The organism is Luteolibacter sp. SL250 (genome assembly GCF_026625605.1).
In the GTDB taxonomy this organism is placed as follows: domain Bacteria; phylum Verrucomicrobiota; class Verrucomicrobiia; order Verrucomicrobiales; family Akkermansiaceae; genus Luteolibacter.
The window spans coordinates 1260091-1283611 of sequence record NZ_CP113054.1; the positions used below are offsets into that span (position 1 = coordinate 1260091).

General features: G+C 64.6%; 20 protein-coding genes. 11 read left to right on the forward strand and 9 right to left on the reverse strand.

All coding sequences use genetic code 11. From position 1 onward, the window contains the following. Nucleotides 1-17: 17 nt before the first annotated feature. From OVA24_RS05595 to OVA24_RS05605, 3 genes are all read right to left on the reverse strand, one after another. Nucleotides 18-611: an N-acetylmuramoyl-L-alanine amidase family protein gene (locus OVA24_RS05595; protein ID WP_267674208.1), complete on the reverse strand. Its 594-nt coding sequence runs from the start codon at nucleotides 609-611 to the stop codon at nucleotides 18-20. 143 nt (nucleotides 612-754) lie between these two features. Then, complete coding sequence (locus OVA24_RS05600) at nucleotides 755-1621, reverse strand: hypothetical protein (protein ID WP_267674209.1); 867 nt, start codon at nucleotides 1619-1621, stop codon at nucleotides 755-757. 65 nt (nucleotides 1622-1686) lie between these two features. Beyond that, nucleotides 1687-2760: a phosphate acyltransferase gene (locus OVA24_RS05605; RefSeq protein WP_267674210.1), complete on the reverse strand. Its 1074-nt coding sequence runs from the start codon at nucleotides 2758-2760 to the stop codon at nucleotides 1687-1689. A 91-nt stretch (nucleotides 2761-2851) separates the two neighbouring features. On the opposite strand from OVA24_RS05605, the gene OVA24_RS05610 reads away from it, so the two are divergent. Beyond that, nucleotides 2852-3646: a histidinol-phosphatase gene (locus tag OVA24_RS05610; RefSeq protein WP_267674211.1), complete on the forward strand. Its 795-nt coding sequence runs from the start codon at nucleotides 2852-2854 to the stop codon at nucleotides 3644-3646. A gap of 3 nt (nucleotides 3647-3649) precedes the next feature. Here OVA24_RS05610 and OVA24_RS05615 read toward each other — a convergent pair whose 3' ends face one another. Together OVA24_RS05615 and OVA24_RS05620 are read right to left on the reverse strand one after the other, a co-directional pair. Further along, nucleotides 3650-5197, reverse strand: a complete 1548-nt coding sequence (locus OVA24_RS05615) for a xylulokinase (RefSeq protein ID WP_267674212.1) — start codon at nucleotides 5195-5197, stop codon at nucleotides 3650-3652. 137 nt (nucleotides 5198-5334) lie between these two features. Next, nucleotides 5335-6045 (reverse strand): TorF family putative porin, encoded by a 711-nt coding sequence (locus OVA24_RS05620; RefSeq protein WP_267674213.1) that lies wholly within the window; start codon nucleotides 6043-6045, stop codon nucleotides 5335-5337. A 351-nt stretch (nucleotides 6046-6396) separates the two neighbouring features. Here OVA24_RS05620 and OVA24_RS05625 point away from each other — a divergent pair, with 351 nt between their 5' ends. From OVA24_RS05625 to OVA24_RS05645, 5 genes are all read left to right on the forward strand, one after another. Next, nucleotides 6397-7899 (forward strand): ammonium transporter, encoded by a 1503-nt coding sequence (locus OVA24_RS05625; protein ID WP_267674214.1) that lies wholly within the window; start codon nucleotides 6397-6399, stop codon nucleotides 7897-7899. Between the two features lie 98 nt (nucleotides 7900-7997). Then, on the forward strand, nucleotides 7998-8447 hold the full coding sequence (locus OVA24_RS05630) for a hypothetical protein (RefSeq protein ID WP_267674215.1): 450 nt from the start codon (nucleotides 7998-8000) through the stop codon (nucleotides 8445-8447). A gap of 6 nt (nucleotides 8448-8453) precedes the next feature. Continuing rightward, nucleotides 8454-9191: a type III pantothenate kinase gene (locus OVA24_RS05635; RefSeq protein ID WP_267674216.1), complete on the forward strand. Its 738-nt coding sequence runs from the start codon at nucleotides 8454-8456 to the stop codon at nucleotides 9189-9191. Between the two features lie 50 nt (nucleotides 9192-9241). Beyond that, nucleotides 9242-10189, forward strand: coding sequence for an ROK family protein (locus OVA24_RS05640; RefSeq protein ID WP_267674217.1), 948 nt, complete (start codon nucleotides 9242-9244; stop codon nucleotides 10187-10189). A gap of 57 nt (nucleotides 10190-10246) precedes the next feature. Beyond that, a complete protein-coding gene (locus tag OVA24_RS05645; RefSeq protein ID WP_267674218.1) occupies nucleotides 10247-10975 on the forward strand; it encodes a superoxide dismutase in 729 nt (242 codons plus the stop codon). Between the two features lie 216 nt (nucleotides 10976-11191). On the opposite strand, the gene OVA24_RS05650 is transcribed toward OVA24_RS05645, so the two are convergent. From OVA24_RS05650 to OVA24_RS05665, 4 genes are all read right to left on the reverse strand, one after another. Beyond that, on the reverse strand, nucleotides 11192-13957 hold the full coding sequence (locus tag OVA24_RS05650; RefSeq protein ID WP_267674219.1) for a phosphoenolpyruvate carboxylase: 2766 nt from the start codon (nucleotides 13955-13957) through the stop codon (nucleotides 11192-11194). Between the two features lie 77 nt (nucleotides 13958-14034). Continuing rightward, the gene (locus OVA24_RS05655; RefSeq protein WP_267674220.1) at nucleotides 14035-14685 is read right to left on the reverse strand and encodes a lamin tail domain-containing protein; all 651 of its coding nucleotides are present in this window, start codon (nucleotides 14683-14685) and stop codon (nucleotides 14035-14037) included. A 134-nt stretch (nucleotides 14686-14819) separates the two neighbouring features. Next, the gene (cueR, locus tag OVA24_RS05660) at nucleotides 14820-15302 is read right to left on the reverse strand and encodes a Cu(I)-responsive transcriptional regulator (protein WP_267674221.1); all 483 of its coding nucleotides are present in this window, start codon (nucleotides 15300-15302) and stop codon (nucleotides 14820-14822) included. Further along, entirely contained in the window at nucleotides 15299-17779 is a 2481-nt protein-coding gene (locus tag OVA24_RS05665) for a heavy metal translocating P-type ATPase (protein ID WP_267674222.1), read from the reverse strand. Before OVA24_RS05665 ends, cueR begins: the two co-directional genes overlap by 4 nt. Before the next feature lie 132 nt (nucleotides 17780-17911). Between OVA24_RS05665 and OVA24_RS05670 the strand changes: the two genes are divergently transcribed. The 5 genes from OVA24_RS05670 to OVA24_RS05690 all read left to right on the forward strand — a co-directional run bounded on the left by OVA24_RS05670 (nucleotide 17912) and on the right by OVA24_RS05690 (nucleotide 23505). Further along, the gene (locus OVA24_RS05670; protein WP_267674223.1) at nucleotides 17912-19480 is read left to right on the forward strand and encodes a thiamine pyrophosphate-binding protein; all 1569 of its coding nucleotides are present in this window, start codon (nucleotides 17912-17914) and stop codon (nucleotides 19478-19480) included. Nucleotides 19481-19606: 126 nt separating this feature from the next. Then, a complete protein-coding gene (locus tag OVA24_RS05675) occupies nucleotides 19607-20212 on the forward strand; it encodes a DUF4126 domain-containing protein (protein WP_267674224.1) in 606 nt (201 codons plus the stop codon). Between the two features lie 91 nt (nucleotides 20213-20303). Then, nucleotides 20304-21743 carry a translocation/assembly module TamB domain-containing protein gene (locus OVA24_RS05680; RefSeq protein WP_267674225.1) on the forward strand — a complete coding sequence of 480 codons (1440 nt, stop codon included), beginning with the start codon at nucleotides 20304-20306 and terminating at the stop codon, nucleotides 21741-21743. A gap of 98 nt (nucleotides 21744-21841) precedes the next feature. Then, nucleotides 21842-22222, forward strand: a complete 381-nt coding sequence (locus OVA24_RS05685; protein ID WP_267674226.1) for a response regulator transcription factor — start codon at nucleotides 21842-21844, stop codon at nucleotides 22220-22222. Beyond that, nucleotides 22219-23505: a tetratricopeptide repeat protein gene (locus OVA24_RS05690; protein WP_267674227.1), complete on the forward strand. Its 1287-nt coding sequence runs from the start codon at nucleotides 22219-22221 to the stop codon at nucleotides 23503-23505. The genes OVA24_RS05685 and OVA24_RS05690 overlap by 4 nt, the downstream gene beginning before the upstream one ends. The last annotated feature ends 16 nt before the right edge of the window (nucleotides 23506-23521 follow it).

Below are 23521 nucleotides of genomic sequence, written 5' to 3' on the forward strand. Positions count from 1 at the left end.
TGGAAGACGGATGGGCTTCAGTCGTTGTAGCGGTGGATGCCCTCCGCGATGCCGCGGGCGAGGGAGTCACGGAACCAGGCGGACTTCATGCGGTCGCGCTCGCTCTTGCAGCTCACGAACCCGCACTCCACGAGGATGGACGGGATGTTCGTGTGCCGGATGACGTAGTAGCGGGCGTACTTCGAACCGCGGTTCACGGCACGCACGCGCTTCAGGATGCTGCTCTGCACCAGGCTGGACAGGCGGGAGCTGTCGGAGCGGTTGTAGAAGGTCTCCAGTCCGCTCACGTCCTGCTTCCAGGTGTAGTTGTAGTGGACGCTGACGAAGATGGCGTTCTTCTGGCGGTTGGCGATGGCCACCCGCTGCGGCAGGGAGATGAAGTAGTCGCTGCGGCGGGTGACGATGGTCTTGTAACCCATGTTCTTGAGATGACCCTCCAGCCTCATCGCGGTGTCGAGGGCCAGATGCTTCTCATAGACCCGGCCCCATTGGCCGCCTTTGTCATGTCCACCGTGGCCTGGATCAATCACCACGGTGCGGAATTTGGCGTCTGCGGAAACTCCAAAGGCAAAGAACGCCAATACAGTCAGAGTTTTGAGGAAGGTGCGCATGGCTCGGGAAAAGGTGAAAACTGTTAAGATTTATTGATATTTTTTAAAACTTGTAAAGTTTTATTTCGGAAGCGTGAAAGAATTTTCCGGCGTATGGGAGGAAGATCCCCTCCGCAGACGGATCCGACGGTTCGGATAAAATTTTATTCGTAGAGAAAGGCGGGGCGGTCGGACGCCTTGCGTGCTTTCGCTTTGGCGGCTGCCGCCGCTTGGGGATCGTAAGGGATACTGTTGCCAACCATCACCTGTCCGGTGGCGGAGGTCAGAAGCATGGGATCCCCCTGCGGGCCGCGTTGGTGGATCTCGCGGCGGGTCATCCGGCCATCGCTGTCCACCTCACAGTGAACATACATGGTGGGGGTGGAGAGGAACAGGACGTGGAGACGTTGGTTGCGGTCCACGGTGACGGTGGGCTTCCGGATGGAAAGGCAGTCACCCATGGGGAAGGTCCGCAGTGGCATGCCGGTCCGGTTGTCAACGACCTGGGCGTAGATCTGGGCGGCCTGACGGCCATTGAAATTGATGACACGGAACTCCCGGGTATGGCCGGGGCGGTTCGGGATGCCGACTTTCTGGCTCCAGTAAAGGCGGCCGGGATCCAGGTTGAAGATGGCGCGGTTGGTGGCGGTGTCGCCCTCCTGGCCCGGCATCCGGACGACCGCGGCGACGGAAAAGTTCCCCGGCTCCACCAGGTAGAAATGCTGCGTCAGGTCGACTTCCCGCGCCATTGACTGGCCGGCGCCGATTTTCAATGCGCCGAAGGTGGTGCGGCGTGGTGAACTGACTGGCTGGCCGTTGAGGTTGCGGATCAGGAAATCCAGCCACTGCTGGCGGTTGTCATTCTGCAGCACCAGGTCCCGGCCGGAGTGGTTGGTGATCGTGACGATCGCGATGACCGGTTCTCCCGCAACGTGTTGCGTCTTCGCGAGACGCAGTGAGGTGACGAGCTGGCCATGTGCCGCGCCCGCAAGAAGGGCGATGGGGAGGAGGAAGCGAAGAAATCCGGACATCATCAGGCTCGGACCATTACCGGAGACTCACGCGCCCGTCAATCTAACGGAAGCGGAGAATTGCCTCATTCGTCGCCATCCGGGTAGAGTTGGTGGTATTTGATGGCCTCCACCGCCACTGCCGCCGCGGTGCCGAAGATGGTTTCGACGCTGGCAGTCCGGGGGATCTGGGCGGCGGGGCGTGCCAGTCCGAGGATGAGCTGGCCGTAGTTCTGCGCTCCGGCGACGTGCTGGAGGAGCTTCAGCGAGATGTGGGCGGCGTCCAGGTTCGGGAATACCAGCACGTCGGCGGTCTGGCGTTGATCCGCACCGGGGAGCTTCACTTCGGAGGCGACCGGATCCAGCGCGACATCCGCCTGGATTTCGCCCTCGATCTCGATGTCGAGGAATTTGCTCAGGGCGATCTCCCGCGCGAGCGTGGCGGCTGCGGCCATTTTCCGGGCGTCCGGAGTACCTGCGGAGCCCTTGGTGGAGTGGCTCAGCATGGCGACGTGGACCTTCCTGCCGAGGAAGTGGTGGGCGAGCTTGCCGGTCTCGATCGCGATGGCGGCGAGTTGCTGGATGTCCGGGTTCGGCACCAGGCCGGTGTCCGCCAGGAAAAGCACGCCGCTGCCGCCGAGGTGGCGCAGGTGGGTGCCCTCCAGCATGGTGGTGCCGAAGATCTTCGGAACGGAAGAGAGGGGCTTGATCGTGTTGATCAGCGCACGGAAATAGAACGCCGGGAGGGCCATGTTGCCTCCCACGACCGCGTCCGCCTGCCCGTACTGGACCATCAGCGCGCCGTAGTAGTGGGGCTTCGACACGAGCTCCTCCGGGGAGGCGAGCTGGACGTTGCGGTAGCGGGCCATGTTCTCCACGCGCTGGCAGAAAAGCTTGAAGTCCGTGGAGAGCGGAGGGTCGATGGTGTGGATGAAGCGCATGGAGACTTCATGCTCCTTCGCGATGTTGCGGATGCGCTCCCGGTTCCCGAGGAGGATGGGGGCGACGGCCTCCATTTCCACCAGCCGTGCGGCTGCCTGGATCACCCGCAGATCCTCACCCTCCGTGAACACGACCCGTTTCGGGTGCCGGCGGAGCTGTTCGATCAGTTGTTTGGTGACGGTTCCGTTGGGTGCTGGGTCTTTCGGGAAATCGGTCATTGGGACTCCGGCTCTTGCGCCGTGGAATGAATCTGGATAAAAGCTCCGCGGCATTCAACCTGTTTCCACCCGATCATTCTGATAGACTGCCGTGCCCGCAGATTACCATACCCACACGCCTCTCTGCCGCCATGCGGAGGGGGAGCCGGAAGACTACGTGGAGGCCGCCATCGCGGCCGGACTCACCGAATATGGCATCTCCGACCATGCCCCGGCCATCCCGGAGCCATTCGACGATTGGCGGATGTCGGAAAGGGAGTTGCCGGAGTACTTCCACTGGATCAACCGTGCGAAAGCACGTGCCGACGGACGCATCGCCATCCGTTCCGGCCTGGAGTGCGACTGGCTTGCCGGGTGCGGGCCGTGGATCGCGGACCTTTCCTCCAGGCACGATTGGGACTACCTCATCGGTTCCGTGCACTACCTGGGAGACTGGGATTTCGACAACCCGAAGTGGCTCGGCCGGTGGGCGGAGAGTGACGTGGAGGCGGTGTGGTCCCACTACTGGAAGACCTACGCGGAAATGGCGGAAGCCGGGATCTTCGACATCCTGGGACATCCTGACCTGGTGAAGAAATTCTCCCATGTGCCGGGTGGCGACCTCGACCGGTTCTATGAGCCGGTCATCGACGCCATCGCCGCGTCGGGCAGCGTCATCGAGCTGAACACCGCGGGCTGGCACAAGCCGTGTGCGGAGGCGTATCCGTCGCCGCGTTTCCTGGAACTGGCCTGTTCCGCAGGCATCGGCCTGGTGATTTCCTCGGACGCGCATGCGCCATCCGAGGTGGCGCGGGATCGTGCCCGTGCCGTGGAGATGGCCAAGGCGGCGGGCTTTACGGAGACGGTGCTGTTCGAAGGACGGCGGCGGAGCTTCGAGCCGTTGTAGGGGTCACTTCACGCCGGTCATTTCATCGAGCAGGTCGGAGAAGTCATCGAGCGTGTCTTCGTAGAGATCTTCCAGGGAGCGGTCCGGCTGGAGGCTGGGGCCACTCACCCTGCAGAAGGTTTCCTGGAGGGTGGCAAGGTCGTGTCCGGCGGCGGTTGCGGCGATAAGGGCGGCACCGAGAGCGGCGGAGTTCGAGACGTCGATGCGCTCCACCGGTGTCTGGAAAACGTCCGCCGCCACCTGGGCGATGCCGTCGTTCTTCGAGGCCCCGCCGGTGAGCAGGAGACGGTTGGGTTTGACTCCCATCCATTCGGAGTGGAGCCGCATGTTGAGGAACTGGCCTTCCAGCAGGGCGCGGACTTCCAGGTCCGGTGTGGGCTCTTCCTGGAAGTCCATGAACGGCTCCTCGAAGTCGAACCGGGGGGTGATCTCCGGGCCGAAGAAGGGCAGCATGAGGTTCATCCCGGCGGAGGCCTTCGTGGTGGACAACGCTTCCTTGTCGAACGCGGACCAGTCGAGGCCGAGCGCGTCCCGCAGCGCCTCGCGGGCGAGCGAACCGTTGCGGAAGACGATGATGGACATGAAGCCGCCCGCCGGGTTTCCGAAGACATGGCCGAAGCCGTTGGGGTCCGTGAGGGGATCCGGCATGGCGGCGAAGAGGGTGTCGCTGGTGCCGAGGGAGATGACGACGTTGCCGGGTGTGCTTGCCCCCATGCCGACCAGCGAGGCCGGATTGTCCCCGGTGAAGGGGCAGATGCGGCAGTCCGCCGGCAGGCGGAATTTCTCCGTGAAATAGCGGCTGATGGTGCCGCGGAAGTCGGTGGCTGACTGCGGAGGCAGCAGCTTCGGAGCGAGGTCCGGGGCGGTGATTTCGAGAAGCCGGGGGTCCCAGCGCAGGTCGGCCAGATTCAGGAGGTTCATCCCCGCGCCGTCGCCGAAGTCGATGGGCATGGATTCTCCGGCGAGGATGGATGCGATGAACGAGCTGACCAGATGGATGCGCGCCGTGTGGGACCATGCGAGAGGATCCGCTTTCGAGAACCGGCGGATCTGCGGGCCGGTGAAGCGTTCGGTCGCATTCGAGCCGGAGATCTGGCAGAGTTTCTTGTTGCCGCCGGCGGCCCTGGCGATTTCACGGCATTCCGTCCCGGTGGAGGTATCCATCCAGATGGGGGAGGTGGCGCGGCTTAGGGCCGGGGCGACCTGCGGAGAGAGGGCCTTTGTGGGATCGAGGTCCGCGAGCCGCTGGTCGAAGGTGGCGTCCAGATAGACGGAACCATGCTGCTGGCCGGAACCGCCGATGGCACGGATGAGGGAAAGGTCGGTGGCCGAGGAGAGCCGGGTGAACAGGAGATCGAGCGCCTCCACCCACATCAGCGGGTTCGCATGGACCTCGCCGTGCGGGCCGTCGGGGATGAAGCCGCTGGGACTCTGGAAATGGGGGAGATCCTTTCCGAAGTTCACCGCCATCTGGCAGGTGATGGCGCCGCTGGCGGGATCGATGATGACCGCGGTGAGGGATTGGGTGGAGGAGTCGAGGCCGAGGAACATGGGATGATGTGGATGAGAGCAGCGGCGTGGTGCGGGGTCGATGGAAGAGATCGTGGACACGTTTTTTTCGGCGCGGCACAAAAAAAGAGCGGTCGCTCGCGCGACCGCTCCTGTAATCGTTCGAATTCCGGAAGGAATCAGAAGCTGACGCTGATCATCGCGCCGCCGACGAACTCGTTCTCAAGGCCGGCGTTGAGGGTATCAACATCGTCGCTGAGGGACCAGGTGTAGGCCGCGAACGGGGTGAGCTTGGCGTTCTCCACGAATTCGTAGTCGAGCGAGACCTTGGTGGTCACGTGGGCAAGTTGGCCGTGCTCCGCGTAGTAACCGAGGGCGGTTCCGACGTTCAGGTCGAGGCAGGAGTTGAGCTCCCAGCTCTTGCTGAGGTCAAGTTGTGCGTAACCGTCGTTGTCGGTCTCGATGTCCCAGAAGTAGGTGAGGGACGCGGTGAGGAAGCCGAGGTCCTTGGCGATGCCGAAGGTCACTTCCTGTGCGTCATCCACGCCGGCGCGGTCGAAGTTGTGGTACCAGATGTAGCCGACGGAAGCTTCGAGGAAGCCGAAGTCCTTGGTGGCCTTGCCGTACAGGTCGAGCTCATCGGCGCTGCCGTTGCCCGGGGTGTCGAAGGAACCGTACCAAGCACCGGCGCTCAGGGCGAGTCCGGCAGCTTCGGTGGAGACATCGAAACCAGTTTCGATAAGGTCCGCACCCAGGTTCTGGCCGCGGAAGATATACTCGCTGGTGTAGCCTGCGTGGAGGTTGTAGCTGAGGTCGATCGCCGAAGCGTTGCCGGCCGCGAGAGCGGACACAGCTGCCAGGGCGCCGATGAGTTTGCTGTAGTTGCGCATCTTGTTTGTTGGTTGTGTGGGTTGCTGCTGCTCCCTCTCCGTGATCCTGTTGGTGATCCCGGAGAGAGGGGGCAGACGGATGGAAACACGCGTGCCGGAGGCCTGCGGGAAGACATCTTGGAAGAGCTATTTAGCTTTTCCTAACGATTTGTCCAGCAGCTTTTAGGCATGCGGCTTACGCCGTCGCAACCGAGGGTTAGATGGTTAGGTTGGGCAGCGCAAGAGGAATGGGCTGAATGTTTTGCGGAGGATGGAAGGGGGATGAACCGGAAAAGTTGGCATGGGCCATGCTTTTGTCGGGTCGCCGTCCTCAAGTCGAGGCGGAGAATCATCCGATCAACCCTGACCACCATGACCAGTCATTACCTGAACAAACTGCGGGCCACCACGGCCGCGGCGATCGCCCTGATCGCCATGCCGATGGTTGCTCCGTCCCACGCGCAAGAAACGCCGCCTGCGGCTCCCCCTGTTGAGGCTCCGGCTGCACCTGCGGCAGCCCCCGCCGCTGCGGCAACGCCAACCGTAGAGGAGCGGCTCGCGGACATCGAAGCGTATATGAACAACGTGCCACGGCCGGACAAGGAAAGTGGTGCGGATTCATTGGTCGCCGGTCCGGGACCGGGACACAACGCCTGGCAGATGGTCAGCACCGCGCTGGTCCTGTTCATGACGCTGCCGGGTCTCGCGCTGTTCTACGGTGGTCTGGTCCGCAAGAAGAACGTCCTTTCCGTTCTCGCCCAGTGCCTCGCCTGTGCCTGCGTGATCACCCCGATCTGGTTCGTCTGCGGTTACTCGCTCTGCTTCGGTGCGGGCAACGCCCTGTTCGGTGACTTCACCTATGCCTTCTTCAAGGGTGTCGAGCCGGGCAATGTCGGCGCCGGCTTCGTCTGGATCTCCGACAGCATGTGGGCGATGTTCCAGCTCACCTTCGCGATCATCACCCCCGCCCTCATCGTGGGTGCCATCGCCGAGCGCATGAAATTCGTCTCCCTCATGGCGTTCATCATCCTCTGGATGTTCGCGGTCTACTTTCCCTTCGCCCACATGGTGTGGTCCGGAACGGGCCTGATGTGCGGTCCTCTCAACGCTGAAGCGGGCATCAAGGCGATCGACTTCGCCGGTGGCACCGTGGTTCACATGACCTCCGGATGGAGCGCCCTGGTCCTCTGCCTCATCCTCGGCAAGCGCCGCGGCTTCGGCAAGGAGCCGATGCCTCCGCACAGCATGGTGCTCTGCATGGTCGGCACCGGCATGCTCTGGGTCGGCTGGTATGGCTTCAACGCCGGATCCGCCCTGGGTGCTGACTCCGTCGCTTCCAACGCCTTCGTCACCACGACGCTCTGCGCCGCCACCGCCGGTCTCTTCTGGGCCCTCACCGAGTGGATCTTCAAGGGCAAGCCAAGCGTGCTCGGTTTCTGCTCCGGCATCGTCGCCGGTCTGGTGGTCATCACTCCTGCCGCCGGCTTCGTCTCCGCCAGCTCCGCGATGATCATGGGTGTCCTCGGTGGTATCGTCCCCTTCCTCGCGGTTGCCTACCTCAAGAAGGCGATCGGTTATGACGACGCCCTCGACACCTTCGGTGTCCACGGTGTGGGCGGCACCTTGGGTGCGATCCTCACCGGTGTCTTCGCCAGTGCGGATGTCCATCCGGTCATCAAGGATATGAACCTCGCCGATGGCCTGCTCATGGCCCAGTTCAAAGCGGTCGGTCTGACGATCGTCTGGAGCGTGGTTGCCACGGTGGTCATCGCCTACGTCGTGAAGGCGGTCTTCGGTCTCCGTCCGAGTGCGGAAGACGAGGAAACCGGCCTCGATCTGGTGGACCACGGCGAACAAGGCTACGAAGGCCACTGATCCTGTATCTTCCTGATACGTGAATCCCTGCGGGCGGACCTGGAAAGGTCCGCCCGTTTTCGTTTGCAGTGGGACTGGCGGCGGGTTCCTCTTTCCCCGTGAAGCACAGCCGTTTCCGGATCTTCCTGTTCATCCTCCTCGGGGTTTCCGCGTTGTTCGCGGCGGCGGCGTTCATCCTTCCCTACGAGTGGGGGCCGGATCCGAAGGCGCGCTTCAAGATCGCGGCGGTGCAGGCGAAGCGGGACCGCTCCTACTACTGGATCACCGTCCATCTGAAAAAAGGGGGGGCGGAGAACCACGATCTCATGAAGCCGGTGCGCCTCCAACTGGGCACCCTGAAGTCGCTGGAGCCCGCCGATGTCACCTTCCAGGGGAATGCGGAATCCGGCTTCACGGAGATGTGGTACAAGTTCTGGGTCTCGGAGTCGGAGGCGGCCAACCCACTGCACCTGAAGATCAACGACGGCGTCCTCACCGTCAAAACCACCGAAGGCATGCCGCCGATCCACGACGGGATGATGAGGACTTTCTCCAATCCCCGCTGGTAATTTCCCATGGCCTGGCTGTTGATCGACAACTCGAACACCCGCACCAAGTTCGCGCTGGGGGATGCCTCCGGCCTGCTGGAGTGGCGCGGGGTGATCCCGACAGCGGAGATTTTCCCGGCGTCCCTCGCGGAGGTGGTGGCCGGGATTTCCTATGACGCGGTGCTCATCGGCTCTGTGGTTCCGGCAAAGGCGGCCATCCTGGAGGAATTTTTCGCAGGCCGGGCACCGACGCACCTGCTGGGCTGGCGGAGTCCGCTGGGCATCGCCATCGACTACCCGCTGCCGCAGCAGATCGGTGCGGACCGTCTGGCGAATGCGGTGGGCGTGCATGGGCGGCACGGGGCGCCCGCCATCGTCATCGACTTCGGCACGGCGGTGACCTTCGACATCGTTTCCGGGGAGCCCGCCTACTGCGGGGGGGTGATCGCCCCCGGGCTGGGCGCCATGTCCGGCTACCTGAGCCGGAAAACGGCGCTGCTGCCGGAGATCGAGCTGGAGGAACCGCCGTCCGCCATCGGGAAATCCACGGTGCATGCCATGCAGGCGGGGGCTGTCTTCGGCTACCGGGGGCTGGTGAGGGGCATCCTGGAGCGGCTGCGGGAGGAGCTGCCCGGGGAGCTGAAGATCATCGCCACAGGCGGGGATGCGGCCCTCATCGCGCAGGGGCTGCCGGAGATCCAGCAGGTGGACGCGGAGCTGACGCTGGATGGCCTGCGGCGAGTCGCGGCGAGGGTGTTTTCCTGAAGAAAAAACACGTGCCATTCCCCGGTGATCCGTTAGGGATGGGCGCGGAAATGAGTGACACACCTCTTGCGATTGGAATCGATTTTGGCGGCACCTCGGTGAAGACCGGAGTGGTGGATGGCAGCGAAGTCATCGACCATGCGCCACCCATCGCGACCCCCGAGTTTGAAGGCCCGGAGGAATTGATCGACGCGATCGCCCGGACGGTGGAGGACCTGCGCGCGCGGCACCCCGGCGTGAAGGCCATCGGCGTCGGCATGCCCGGCTTCGTGAACTTCGAGACGGGCACGGTTTATAATCTCACGAACGTGCGCGGCTGGACGAACATCGGCCTGAAGGCGCTGCTGGAGGCGAAGACCGGCCTGCCGGTGACCGTGGAGAATGACGCGAACTGCATGGCCTTCGCGGAGTGGAAGCAGGGCGCGGGCCGTGGTTTCCAGCACCTGATCTGCATGACGCTGGGCACGGGCGTGGGCGGTGCGGTCATCGCCAACGGCCAGTTGGTGCGTGGGGCGCGCCACGGCGCGGGGGAGATCGGCCAGACGTCCATCGACTACCAGGGCCGCCCGGGTGCCTATGGCAACCTCGGCGCGCTGGAGGACTACGTCGGCAACAATGAGATCACGGCGAGCGCCCGCGTGGCCTATGAGGCGGCGGGTGACCCGAAGGGTGCGGAGCAGTGCAGCCCGGCGGCCCTGGCGGCGGCGGCGAACGCGGGGGACCCCATCGCGCTGAAGATCTGGGACGACGTGGGCCGCATGATCGCCACGGCGGCGATGAACTGCTGCTGGTTGCTGAATCCGGACGCCATCATCATCGGCGGCGGCGTGGCGAAGGCGGGCAAGCTGGTGTTCGACCCGATCACCAAACACCTGCACGAGCAGCTTTCCGGTCCGTTCAAGGATGACCTGAAGATCGTCCCGGCACGCTTCGGGAATGAGGCCGGCATCGTGGGCGCGGCGGTGCTGGCGCTGGAGACGGCCGGACATCCGGGCTGATATCTGATACAATTTCCTTTTTGCATTCCCGCGGCTGCGGCTCTAACTACCCAGACCATGAAACCTCACAACCCTCTTGATCGCCGGACTTTCGTGAAGCTCAGTGCGCTCGCCGCGACCGCCGCCGTGCTTCCGGCTGCCGCCGGAGCCGCGGAGGCTTACAAGCTGGACCCGCTCCCGTATGCGTTCGACGCGCTCGCGCCGCACATCGACGCGAAGACGATGGAGATCCACCACGGCAAGCACCACGCCGCCTACATCAAGAACCTGAACGACGCGCTGGCGAAGGATGCCAAGCTGGCTGAAAAGTCCCTGGCGGATCTGGTGGCGGACCTGCCCTCCATCAGCGATGAAGCGGCCCGCACCACCATCCGCAACAATGGCGGCGGCCACTGGAACCATGACTTCTTCTGGAAGATCCTCACCCCGGCGGACAAGTCCGGCAAGCCATCCGGAGATCTGGCCAAAGCCATCGACGAGGCCTTTGGTTCCTATGACGAGTTCAAGAACGCGTTCGGCGCGGCCGCCGCGAAGCGATTCGGCTCCGGCTGGGCGTGGCTCATTTCCCAGAACGGCAAGCTGAAGATCGTCAGCACCGCCAACCAGGACAACCCGCTGATGAAGGGCATCGTCCCGGATTCCGATCTCGGCACCCCGATCATCGGCCTCGATGTGTGGGAACACGCCTACTACCTCAACTACCAGAACAAGCGCCCTGACTACGTGGCCGCCTGGTGGAACGTCGTGAACTGGGAAGAGGCCGGAAAGCGCTTCGGCGCGAAGTAAGCACGCAGGATCTGTTTTCAAAGAAAGCGCCGGTAGCGATACCGGCGCTTTTTTGTGTAGCGAACCTCGTGAGAGGTTCGGCTGGGAGGAGTTGCCAGGACCCTCCCGCTCCGTATCCGGCGGACAGGGCATCAAGGGGAGTCCATCGTCGTGGGATGGGTGGAGTCCACCCCGCCGAAGCTCTCACGAGCTTCGCTACCCCACGACGGCGAACGCTCAACCCGTTGTCCGCAGGCCGGAGGCGATGGCGTTGATGGAGAGCAGCAGCTTAGGCAGCAGGGCGTCGGCCTTGGTCTTGCGGTCGTGGGCGAGGTGGTTACGCCACTGGCGGAGGAGGTCGATCTGTTGCTGGTGGAGCACGCGCAGCGGGGCTTCGCGGATGTCCAGGGTCTTCGCCATGCGAGGGCGGCGGTCCGCCATTTCACCTTCGAAGAGATCGGCCAGCAGTTCGCGGGTCTTGTTGAACTCATCCACGGCCATGCCGAGGAATTTTTTCTTCAGTTCCTTGTCCTCCACGAGGGAGGAGTAGTCCTTCATCAGGTCCAGGTTGGCGGAGGCGAGGTTGGTCTCCACGTTGGTGAGGACGTAGCTCATGAAGGTGGAGGAGGGGAGCGCCTTCTTCAGCGCGGCGAATCCGGCGGGGTCGGTCGCCTTCAGTTTCTCCAGCGCGGAGCCGACGCCGAACCAGCCGGGGAGGTAGAAGCGGGCCTGGGTCCAGGAGAACACCCACGGGATGGCGCGGAGGTCACCGATGGAGAAGCCCTTCTTGCCGGTGCGGCGCGCGGGGCGGGAACCGATGCGGGAGTTCTCCAGCGCGTCGATGGGCGTGGCCTGGCGGAAGAACTCGATGAAGCCGTCCGCCTTGAGGAACTTCTGGTAGGCTTCTTGGCTCCAGGTGGCGAGCTGCGGCATGAACGCTTCGCACGGGTCCTCCACGGGGGCGCTGTGGCGGTGGCGGGCGGTGGTCACCGCCGCTCCGGCGAGGAGCAGCTCCAGGTTGAAGGTCGCGTTGGCCAGGTTTGCGTATTTCTGGGCGATGGTTTCGCCCTGCTCCGTCATGCGGAAGCCGCCGCCCATGGCACCGTGCGGCAGCGCGGCCATGAACCAGTGGGTGGGACCCGCGCCGCGGGAGATGGTGCCGCCACGGCCGTGGAAGAAACAAAGGTTCACCTGGTGCTCCTGGCCCACCTTGGTCAGCGCGCCCTGCGCGTTGTGGAGGGCGATCTGGGCGGCGAGGATGCCGCAGTCCTTGTTGGAGTCGGAGTATCCCAGCATGACCTGCTGGCTGTCCGGCTCCCCGTTTGCCACGCGGGCCTTGCGGGAGGCCAGGGAAACGGGGTGGACGAGGTAGGCGGAAAGGATGCCGGGTGAGCGGTCCAGGTCATCCATCGTTTCGAAAAGCGGGACCACCTGCAGCGGGCAGACCAGGCCGCCGGGGGTGAGGTCCATCAGCCCGGCCTCGCGGGCGAGCAGATAGACGCCCAGCAGGTCGGAGAGCTTCCGCGTCATGGAGACGATGAGCGAGCCGAGACCCGCGTTGCCCCATTCCTGGCGGTGGCGGACCAGCACGCGGTAGGTGTCCAGCACGTTGTCCGCTTCCTCGCCGATGCGCAGGTCATTGTGCAGGAACGGCCGGGTGGAGGTGAGTTCGTTGCTCAGGAAGGCGATGCGCTTTTCCTCATCCCAGTCCGCGTAGGACGCGCCGTCCTCCACGCCTGCGGCGATGAGCAGTTGGGAGATGGCCTTGTCGTGGAACTCGGAGTTCTGGCGGATGTCGAGGTTCGCCAGGTGGAAGCCGAACATCTCGAGCTTATGCTTCAGCGGGCGGATGGCCTGCTCGTCCAGGAGTTGGCATCCGGCCTCCGCGAGGGTGTGGGAAAGCAGGTCCAGGTCCTTCGCCAGTCCGGCGGGGGACTTGTAGCCCGGCTTGCCATGGGACTGTTGCCTGACGACGAGCGCCATCAGGTCCGCGAGCTGCCGCCACGGTTCCTCCGCGTTGCGGTCGAGAAGTTGTTTCACCTCTTCCTCCGTGGTGATGAGGAAGGAAAGCTCGTCGATGCGGGCCTGCAGTTCCTCCTGCACCTCCGTGAGCTGGCGGGAAAGCGTGAGCTGGTTCGCCAGCGCGCTGAGTTCCCGGTGGAGGAGCTGGAAGGCCGCCTGGCGCAGTTCCGCCAGCGAGCGTTCCGTGACCTCCGGCGTGACCAGCGGGTGGCCGTCACGGTCCCCGCCGATCCAGGTGCCGAAGGTCAGGCGCGGCACGCTGCCTGCCGAGCGCAGGATTTCCAGCGGCAGCCCGGAGTCCTGCCACGCATCCGTGAAGTGCTGGTCCAGGCGGTTGACGGCGGACGGGAAAAGGTCGCGGAGGTAGTGGATGGAGTTCCGCAGCTCACTGTAGATGTCCGGGCGGACCAGGTGGATCTCCGCCGTGCGCCACAGGGTTTCCAGCACGGTGACGACCCGTTCGCGGATGTTGCGGCGCTCGCGCGGCGTGTATTTCGGATATTCGTTGCGCACCATCTCGTCGTAGAGGGCGCGGTGCCGCTCGCGGATGCTGGAGCGCTTCGCTTCCGTCGGGTGGGCGGTCAGCACCGGCTCCACGCGCACGTCCTTCAGCACGTCCAGGATCTGCTCCGCGGACAGGCCCATGCCGCGCAGCTCGCTGAGCGCCTTTGGCCACAGGCCGCGGATGGATTCCGGGCCGAGCACCTTTTCCCGCTCCCGGCGGATCTCCGCCGCGACGCGTTCCTCCACCATGTTCAGGAGCTGGAAGCCGATGGAGTAAAGCTGGGGAAGTCCCTCCGGAGCGGATCCCGGGGCCGGTTCAACGCCGGACCACGGCATGTAGGGCAGCAGCTCGGTCTCCCCGGTGCTCTGCAGCGCATCCTTCAGGCAGCCCAGCAGGTAGCCCAGCGTGTCATCAATCAGTTCAAATCCTTCGAGGCGAAGCTGTTCGCGGGTGGGGTTGCCGGCCGTCTCTGTCATGCGTGGCGCGAAATAAGCACAATCCGCGCCGAATCGGAAAGGGGATTGCCACGAATTTCCAAATACTTGGGGATATTTCAGCCGCGCCGGTTCCTGCGGGCCAGAGCGACCAGACCGGCGGCCAGGGCAAGACCCGTGGTTCCGGGCTCCGGCACCAGGGCGAATCCCGGGCTGCCGACATCCTGGCCCGCCCCTCCGATGCCGTCGGAGGCGGCCCGGAAGGCTCCGTTCTCTCCGATGACGCTGGTTCCCAGCGAAGTCCCCGCCGTGTTCCACTCGAAGCTGGCACCCCCGGTGGCGGAGCCGAAGGTCGCCCTCGTCACCAGTGTCTGTGACGCGTCGTAAATGTTCACCTCGTCCCCGCCGGCACCCAGACCTTGGAAGGATGACCCGCCGATGTTGGAAACGATCACGCCGGTGATGCCCCAGTCGGAAAGCCAGGTGCTTTCCGAGCCGATGGGTTCCTCACAGATGACGGCGGACTGGCCCGCACCGAGGACCGTCAGCGAGCCGAAGTTCGAACTGCCCGGAGTCCTGGAGCTGTCGTCCCAGGTCCAGCCGGTGAGATCCACGGCGGAGCTGCCGGTGTTGGTGATCTCGAACCAGTCACCATTGTTGCTGCCTCCGCTGGGGTGGAGGGAGGAACTCATGACCTCGGTGATGATGATGGCCGCGCCACCCGGGACGGCGGATGCCAGCAGGGCAAGGATCGGGATGATGGATTTCATGGGTTTCAAACGTACAGCATGCTTTGTGAGCGAATCTCCGGATTTGTCCAGATCACAGAGACGCAAGCTGGCGGGGAACCTCGGGGCAGCGGAGCCGGGGATGGCGGTGCGGGTGGGTGGATCGTGCCGGTCCGTCAGACTCCGGAACGGCCTTCGCGGAACTCCCTTCCTTTCCGGTGCCTTGCCTGGCCTTGCGGGATCTCCTCCGGCCCGTTTCCGGCGGTGGAAACCCCGGCTTCCAGCGTGTCAATGATCGGGCAGGCTGGTGTCTGGTCGCCGGAGCAGGAGTCAGCCAGCGTCCGCAGGGTATCCAACATTTCCTGGAGTTCCACGACCTTCTGTTCCAGGGTGCGGATGTGGCCCAGCACCATCTTTTTCACGCTGGCGCTCTTCCGGCTCCGGTCGCGCCAGAGTTGCAGCAGGTCCCGGATGTCCTCGACCTTGAAGCCGAGATCGCGGGACCGCCGGATGAAGTTGAGGACCTGCACGTCCCGGGCGGAGTAGATCCGGTAGCCCGCTCCACTGCGGTCCGCCGGGGTGATGAGGCCCACGCTTTCGTAGTAGCGGATCATCTTGGCGGAAATGCCGGATGCCTTTGCGGTCTGGCCGATGTTCATGGTTTGCCGACGGTTTGGAAGGGAGGGCGGAACCGCTTGAGACGGAGGGCGTTCCCAAGGACGAAGACGGAGGAAAGCGCCATCGCTCCCGCAGCGAAAACGGGCGACAGCAGCACCCCGCTGGAGGGATGGAGAACTCCGGCGGCGACGGGGATCAGGGCCGCATTGTAGGCAAATGCCCAGAACAGATTCTGACGGATGTTGCTCATGGTGGCTTTCGAAAGGGCAATGGCGTTCGGTACGCCCTCGAGGTTGCCGGACATCAATACCACATCCGCCGCCTCGATGGCGATGTCCGTTCCGGTGCCGATCGCGAGGCCCACGTCCGCCTCCGCGAGGGCTGGTGCGTCATTGATGCCATCCCCCACGTAGGCGAGGCTGCCGTATTGTTCCTTCAGTCGCCGGACGGCGTCCACCTTGCCGTCGGGCAGCACTTCGGCGATCACCTCGTCAATGCCGAGCTGCCGTGCGACCGCGTCCGCGGTGCGGCGGTTGTCGCCGGTGATCATCGCGACCTTCAGGCCCAGTCCATGCAGGGTGCGTATCGCTCCGCGGGTGGTTTCCTTGATGGGGTCCGAAACGGCGATGACCGCCGCGAGCCGCCCGCCGATGGCGGCGTAGAGCGGGGTTTTTCCGTCGTCGCCCAGCTTCGCCGCCGCGTTCTGGAATATCTCCGGTGAAAGCCCAAGCTCCGTCATGTAGCGGTCCGCTCCGATCTCGACGCGCACTCCTCCCGCATTGGCACGGACGCCGTAGCCCGTGACAGATGCGAAAGCCTCCACGGCGGGGAGGGGTATGGCCTCCCGCTCCGCCGCTTCGACGATGGCGCGGGCGATCGGGTGTTCGGATTTCGCCTCCACCGCGGCGACCATGGCCAGGACGCCGGCCCGGGTGAATCCATCCGCGGGGATGAGGTCGGTGAGGGCGGGTTTCCCCTCGGTCAGTGTGCCGGTCTTGTCCACCGCGACGACATCCGCCTGTTTCAGAAGCTGGAGCGCTTCGCCGCGGCGGAACAGGATTCCCAGTTCCGCACCACGGCCGGTTCCCACCATGATGGACGTCGGCGTGGCCAGTCCCATGGCGCACGGGCAGGCGATGATGAGCACCGCCACGGCGTTCACCAGCCCCAGCGTGAGCGCCGGGTCCGGGCCGAGGAAGAACCAGACCAGGAAGGTCAGGAGGGCAAGGCCCATCACCACCGGGACGAACCACATGGTGACCCGGTCCACCACCGCCTGGATGGGGAGTTTCGAACCCTGCGCCTGCTCCACCATCCGGATGATCCGGGCCAGCACGGTGGCCCCGCCCACGGCCTCCGCCTCCACCACCAGGGCGCCGGTCTGGTTCACGGTCCCGCCGACCACGCCGCTGCCGGTGATTTTCTCCACCGGCACGGGTTCACCGGTGATCATGGACTCATCCACGTAGCTGGTGCCCCCGCTGACCCGGCCATCCACGGGGATCCTCTCCCCCGGGCGGATTTCCACGATATCCCCGGGAGAAAGCTCCGCCGCGGGAACCTCGGTGATCTTTCCGTCCCTGCGGACACGTGCCGTGCGGGGTTGCAGTCCCACCAGCCTCTTGATCGCTTCCGAGGTGCGGTCTTTCGCCTTCGCCTCCAGATAGCGGCCCAGCAGGATCAGCGCGACGATGACAGCGGCCGCTTCGTAATAGACATTCACCGTTCCCGGCGGGAGCCAGGAGGGCACGAAGGTCGCCACCAGCGAATAGCCATAGGCCGCGAGGGTGCCCACGGCGACCAGTGAGTTCATGTCCGGAGCGCGCCGCCACAGGGCCGGCAGTCCTTTTTTGAAGAAGCGGATGCCGGGGAGGAAGAGGACCAGCGTGGTCAGCGCGAACTGGAGCCACCAGCTCGCCTTGCCCACGGTGGCCATGATGAGATGGTGCATGCCAGGGATGACATGGGATCCCATCTCCAGGATGAAAACGGGAGCCGCAAGGGACGCCGCGAGGATGAGATCCCGCCGGAGTTTCCGCATTTCCCCGTCCCGTCCCGCCTCACTCCGTTCATTCCGGTCCAGTTCCACCGCCGTGTAGCCGGCGTTTTCCACCGCCCGGATGAGGGTCGGGATTTCCACGCTCCCGGTGAGGAGGATGGTAGCCGTCGCCGTGGCGGGGTTCACGGTCGCGGACTCCACGCCCGGTACGGCGGTGAGGGCTTTCTCCACCTTTCCCACACAGGAGGCACAGCTCATGCCCCGGATGGACAGCTCCACGCCGGAGACGGAAGGGACGGCGTATCCGGCAGCTTCGATGGCCTTCACCAGCTCCTCCCTGCCGGTGGTTGGCGTGGCGGAAACATCCGCCCGTTCGGTGGCGAGGTTCACGTTCGCCCGGATGACGCCGGGCACGGCGGTGAGCGCCCTCTCCACGCGGCCCACGCAGGAGACGCAGCTCATGCCCTCGATGGAGATGGAATGCAGGGTGGTGGCTTCCGCTTGGGATGGGGTCTTCATGGTCTGGGCAGGTTGCTTCTATGGGGACCGTAATCCTTCCCATCGTTGGAAGGTCAAAGGAAAGATTTCACCTTTTGCCGGACCGGCGGATAAGGATCGACGGAAGCTCCTTGGACCGGCTAGCAAAGCCGCGTGAGTTCATGGACAAAGGCAGTCGAGGTGGTGGAAACCTGCATCCGCACGGGCATCTCCGAGTTCGTGGTTTGTGCCGGGGCGCGGAACGCCGCCCTGATCGAGGCGCTGGCGAGGGCTGAGAAGGCTGGGCATGTGAGGCTCTGGCGGCATTTCGAGGAAAGGAGCGCGGGCTTTTTCGCCCTCGGCCGGATGATGGAGACCGGGCTGCCCTGCGCGGTGGTCACCACCAGCGGCACCGCCGTGGCGGAACTCCTTCCGGCGGTGGTGGAGGCATCCTACCAAGCCCGCCCGTTGGTCGCCCTGACGGCGGACCGGCCTGCGGCCTTCCGTGGTACCGGTGCGCCGCAGTCCATCGACCAGACCGGGATCTTCGGCGGCCATGCGTTCGCCGGTTCTCCGGAGGGATGGGACGGAAAAGGCCCGCTGCACTGGAACGTGGAGTTTGAGGAGGAATTCGTCCCCGGGGATGAGGATTTCACGGGCGGCGCCTCTGGCAATTTCGAGCCTGCCAAGGACCGGCTGGATGTGGCGGCGCTCGCCCGCTGGCTCCGCGAGGGACTTTACCGCGGTCTGGTGGTGATGATCGGCGGCCTGGAACCGGAGGAGCGGGAGGAAGTGTTCCATTTCTGCCGGACCCTGGAAGTGCCGGTGATGGCGGAGGCGACCAGCGGGCTGCGTGAGGCCCTGCAGATGCTCTCCCTGCCGGATGGCGACCGCCAGTTGCGGGCGAACCCACCCGGGAAGATCCTGCGCCTGGGGGAGGTGCCCAGCGGGCGCTTCTGGCGGGATCTGGAGAACCTGCCGGACGTTTCCGTGTGGTCCGTTTGCCGGAATGGTCTGCCGGGTCTCGCCAGGGAGTCGGGCGTCGTGCGTGGTGCGGTGGACCGGGTGCTCCGGGCGCTGGGCGAGATGGAACCGGCGGAGGACGCCATGGACTATTTCCAGGGTGCGTCCCGCAGCGCCGCCGTGATCGACGAGCTGCTGGAGGCCTACCCGGACAGCGAGCCGGGACTGCTCCGCACGCTTTCCCACTACGTCTCCACCGGCAGCAGCCTGTTCCTGGGGAACAGCATGCCCATCCGGGAGTGGAACCTTTTTTCCCAGCGGGACCGCCCCATCCGCAGCGTGCGCGCGAACCGGGGTGTGAACGGCATCGACGGCCAGGTCAGCACCTGGCTGGGCTGGACGGCGGAGCTGGGGGATGCGTGGGCCGTGGTGGGGGACCTCACCGCTCTCTATGACCTCGCCGGACCGTTCGTCCTGGACCAGATCGTGGGGGAAGGCCGCGTGCTGGTGGTCATCAACAACGGCGGCGGGAAAATCTTCGAGCGCCTGCCAAGGCTGGCGTCGATGAGTCCGCGCGCCGCCGACTGCATGACCAATCCCCAGACCGCCGACCTCGCGGGCTGGGCGCAACTGTGGGGCATGGATCACCTCCGGATCACGACGGTGGATGATTTCGACCGGTTTGAACCACGGGACAAGATGCTGCTCCTGGAGATCATTCCGGACGCCGGACAGACGAAGGCGTTCTGGGGAAAATGGGACCAGCATCCGCCGCAGTGAGTGATGGCTGTAGCTGCGCCGTCCCGGCGCAACCACAGCCTGCCGCGGGGCGCGACAGCCACGGTTGGAAATAGCACCCTCATTTCAAGTGGAGAGACCGGCCCGGTTCTGGTATAAGCTCCCTCCGTGAGCGTGATCGATCAACTTGGCGTGGCGCTGGGACTGGCGACCCTTGCGGGAGTGAACCTTTACCTGACCGTGCTGGTGGCGGGGCTGGCCATCCGCTTCGACTGGATCGGCCTGTCCTCTTCCTATGAGCAACTCTCCGTGCTGGGCAACGACTGGGTGCTGGGCGTGGCCGGAGTCATGTTCGTGATCCAGTTTTTCGCGGACAAGGTGCCGTGGCTGGACTCCCTGTGGGATGCGGTCCACACCGTCATCCGCCCGGTGGGCGGTGTGTTGATCGCGCTGGCGGCGCTTGGGAAAATGGACCCTGCGGTCCTCACCGTCGGCGCGTTGCTGGCGGGTGGTGCCTCGCTCGCCACCCATGGCACGAAGGCGGGGGTGAGGGCGCTCCTCAATCTCTCACCAGAACCGGTGTCGAACTCCGTGGCAAGCGTCACGGAAGACGGATTGGTGCTCGGCGGCCTGGGGCTGATCGGCCTTTTCCCGGCGGTCGCGTTCGTCGTCTTTCTCGTCATCGCCGTGCTGTGCGCGGCCTTTGCGATCTGGCTCTGGAAGAAGATTTTCCGCAGGCGGAAACGCCGTGGTGAAGAACTCGCAACCGCCTGATCCCCGCGCGGATCTCGCGTGGTTCCCTGCTTGCAGAAGATGGGGAGCGCAATAGGCTCGCCGGATGACCGGGAGATCACGCAGACGGGGGATGGCAGGACGCGGTGCCTGGTTCGGGCGTGCGGTGATCGTGCTGGTTGTGGCGGGCGTACTGGCCCTCGGCGGTGCCTATCTGACGCTCCGCAACTATCTTCACAGCGAGGGTTTCAGGAAATTCCTCTCCACCAAGGTGAGCCGTGCGGCAGGGGTGGAGGGTGAGTTTTCCTCCTTCCGCTGGGACGGACTGGCGGTGGATACGGACTCTTTTGAGGGTACGGGCACCGGGCGGCTGGCGCGCTTGCGGGCGGACGGACTGCACACGGAGATCGGCTTCGGTGGAGTGAGCCGCGGCGTGTGGGAACTCAAGGGCACCAGCGTGCGGCGTCTGGAGGCGGAGATCCTCGCCTCCCGGACAGAGGAGGAAAAGGAGACGCCGGAAATCGATGCGCCGGTCACGAAGAAAGAGCGCCCGAAGCCATGGTACCCGAACGAGGTGGAGCTGCGCGGATTCGACATCGGGGAGGCGGACATCCGCGCGACGCTGAAGGACGGGAAGGTGCTGCTGCTCGAGGACATCTCCGTCCGTGCGGAGGCGGGCCGGACGAAGGGCAGCTACTCCGGGGAGATCCGCGGCGGCACGCTGGGCCTGCCGGATGGGTTGCTGCCGCAGCTCGCCATCGGCAGGGTGAAAGCCCGCTACCAGGAGGGCGTGCTGTTCGTCACCTCCGCGGATGCCACCCTGTGGGGTGACGGCAGGTTGCGCGCATCCGGCGAGTGGGACAGGCAGGCGCGGAGCCACGCCTTTGAGGGGGAGGTCCAGGACGTGGGGCTGGAGCACCTGGTGCGGGAGAACTGGTCGAAGCGCATCACGGGGAAAGTGGCATCTGATTTCACGGTGGTCGGCGGAACCGGGGGGACGGTGGCGAGGGGCACGCTGGGAATCACCGACGGAAAGCTGACCGCCCTGCCTGTGCTGGATGTCCTGGCCGCCTATGCGGACACCCGCAGGTTCCGCGAACTGGTTCTCACGGAAGCGCGTTCCGATTGGGCGTGGAAAGACGACGTGGTCAGCCTGACGGATGTGGTCGTCGCCAGCGAAGGCCTCCTCCACATCCAGGGCCGGCTCGACATCCGTGGCGAGGAACTGGATGGTGAGCTGATGGTCGGCCTGGCCCCGGCGGTCCTGTCCATCATCAGGGGCACGGAGACCGCCATCTTCACCCCGGGGGAGAGGGGGCTGGTCTGGACCCGCGTGAAGATCAGCGGCACCGTCGATGACCCGGAGGAAGACCTGAGCGAACGCCTCATCGCTGCTGCCGGGGTGAGGATTCTCGAGGAGTTGCCCGGCGGGGACAAGGTGCTGAAATACTCGCAGCGCTACCTCGGTGCCGAGCCGGAGGAAGTGATCCGCAAGGGCATCGAAAACTTCGACGAGGCGGAGAAGGCCGTGAGGGAGACCCGCGACCTCCTCAAGGGAATCTTCGGGAAGTAAGCAGAGGCGGTTCCGGGACCGGGGTGTACTGGAAAATAAGTGGATTTTTTAAAAAAGAAGATATCCAGATCTGTTGCTGTTCTGTAAATTCCGGGAAAATGAAAATTTTACTCGCGGATGACGACAGCATCATGCACCGGATCCTGGCGCACCAGTTGGGGCGGGAGGGAATTTCGGTGGAGTCGGCCTACAATGGTCGTGAAGCGCTGGAGATGGCGGAGCGGAGCCGTCCGGATCTGCTGATCCTTGACGGAATGATGCCCGAGCTGGACGGATTCGCAGTGCTGCGTGAGTGGAAAGCACGCGAGAGTCTGCGGAATATCCCGGTGGTCATGCTCACGGCGAGGAATCGCGAGGGAGACGTGGTTGGCGCTCTCGGGGAGGGAGCGGTGGATTACCTCACGAAACCGTTCAGTCCGGCGGAGCTGATTGCACGGGTGAAACGGTTGATGTGCTCCGATGGTGTCGAAAATCCATGAAACTGGCGATCATTGCGATGGGCCTGTGGCCGTTGCTCGCCGAGGCGGGGAACTACGAACGTGGGCTGGAGCTGAAGACGGCTGGCAATTTCAGCGAAGCTGAGAAGAGCCTGTCCGCGGCGGTCAGGGAAAAGCCGGAACAGGTTGAGGCGTGGTTCCACTATGGAACGGTGCTGGCGTGGCAGGAACGTCATGCCGAGGCGTTGGCGGCGTTCGACAAGGGACTGGCGATCGCACCGGACGACTATGATCTGCAGGTGGCACGGGCCCGCGTGCTGGCCTGGCAGGGAGACTATGATCGGGCGTCGGCAGAGCTGGAAAAGCTCGCACTCAGGAACCCGGCGGATGATGACGTGGTGGTGATGCAGGGCCGCATTGCCGGTTGGCGTGACCGTCCGGATGAAGCGGAGGTATTGTATCTGCGGGTCATTTCCAGAAATCCCGTGCAGGTCGATGCGCTGACGGGGTTGGGGGACCTGGAGCGACAGCGGAAGAACCGTGCGGAGGCCCGCAGATACTATGAAGCGGCGATTGCGGTGGATCCGTCACCGGATGCGCGCCGCAAGCTGCAGGAACTGGAGGAGGAGAAGACACGCCGTGTGGATTTCGGAGTCACTGGAAGCACCTTCGACGGCTCCTCCCGGTCGGACTGGTGGTCGGTCTGGACGCAGGTGGGCTGGGACACATCGCTCGGCGGATTCTGGGGCAGGATCGAACAGGGAGAGCGTTTCGGAGGCATGGACACTGTGCTGGAGGCTGGCTGGGAGGGAACTCCTGCCGATGGATTGACAGCGCGCCTGTTGCTCGGAGGGTCGCCCGACGCAAGCTGGGCGCCGGAGTGGTATGGCGAGGGCGGCCTGGCCTGGAAGCCTCTCGAAAAGTGGCCGGCCCTGGTCGGCGAGATCCGCCATGCGGAGTACGTGCCGCGCGGGGTGCTCACCTTCAGGACCGGACTGGATTTCGAGTTCGGCGGCGGCTGGAAATCCTCCGCCCGCTGGATCCACCAGGATTTCGAGAACGGAACACCGACCAACGGATGGATCCTTTCCCTGGGAAAGACCTACGACAGTGGATTCGGCTGGCGGGTCGGGGCCGCGAGCGGTGCGGAATCCCTCGACGGGCAGACGTTGGAAAACGACGTGCTCAGATCGCGGACCTGGTTCGCCGGCATCAGCGGCCCGATCGGCAGGAGCTGGGGATACCGGGCGGATATCGAATTTGAGGATGTCGATGGGGGGACGGACCGGCGGGGGCTGTCGATCGGTTTCCACCATCGCTTTTGACACGGAAAGGGACCCG

Coding starts and splice junctions, on each gene's coding strand:
- OVA24_RS05635 (WP_267674216.1), top strand. CDS start 8,454: ATGGCCTGGCTGTTGATCGACAACTCGAACACCCGCACCAAGTTCGCG.
- OVA24_RS05595 (WP_267674208.1), bottom strand. CDS start 611: ATGCGCACCTTCCTCAAAACTCTGACTGTATTGGCGTTCTTTGCCTTT.
- OVA24_RS05650 (WP_267674219.1), bottom strand. CDS start 13,957: ATGACAGAGACGGCCGGCAACCCCACCCGCGAACAGCTTCGCCTCGAA.
- OVA24_RS05645 (WP_267674218.1), top strand. CDS start 10,247: ATGAAACCTCACAACCCTCTTGATCGCCGGACTTTCGTGAAGCTCAGT.
- OVA24_RS05690 (WP_267674227.1), top strand. CDS start 22,219: ATGAAACTGGCGATCATTGCGATGGGCCTGTGGCCGTTGCTCGCCGAG.
- OVA24_RS05665 (WP_267674222.1), bottom strand. CDS start 17,779: ATGAAGACCCCATCCCAAGCGGAAGCCACCACCCTGCATTCCATCTCC.
- cueR (WP_267674221.1), bottom strand. CDS start 15,302: ATGAACATCGGCCAGACCGCAAAGGCATCCGGCATTTCCGCCAAGATG.
- OVA24_RS05600 (WP_267674209.1), bottom strand. CDS start 1,621: ATGTCCGGATTTCTTCGCTTCCTCCTCCCCATCGCCCTTCTTGCGGGC.
- OVA24_RS05615 (WP_267674212.1), bottom strand. CDS start 5,197: ATGTTCCTCGGCCTCGACTCCTCCACCCAATCCCTCACCGCGGTCATC.
- OVA24_RS05655 (WP_267674220.1), bottom strand. CDS start 14,685: ATGAAATCCATCATCCCGATCCTTGCCCTGCTGGCATCCGCCGTCCCG.
- OVA24_RS05640 (WP_267674217.1), top strand. CDS start 9,242: ATGAGTGACACACCTCTTGCGATTGGAATCGATTTTGGCGGCACCTCG.
- OVA24_RS05685 (WP_267674226.1), top strand. CDS start 21,842: ATGAAAATTTTACTCGCGGATGACGACAGCATCATGCACCGGATCCTG.
- OVA24_RS05605 (WP_267674210.1), bottom strand. CDS start 2,760: ATGACCGATTTCCCGAAAGACCCAGCACCCAACGGAACCGTCACCAAA.
- OVA24_RS05620 (WP_267674213.1), bottom strand. CDS start 6,045: ATGCGCAACTACAGCAAACTCATCGGCGCCCTGGCAGCTGTGTCCGCT.
- OVA24_RS05680 (WP_267674225.1), top strand. CDS start 20,304: ATGGCAGGACGCGGTGCCTGGTTCGGGCGTGCGGTGATCGTGCTGGTT.
- OVA24_RS05625 (WP_267674214.1), top strand. CDS start 6,397: ATGACCAGTCATTACCTGAACAAACTGCGGGCCACCACGGCCGCGGCG.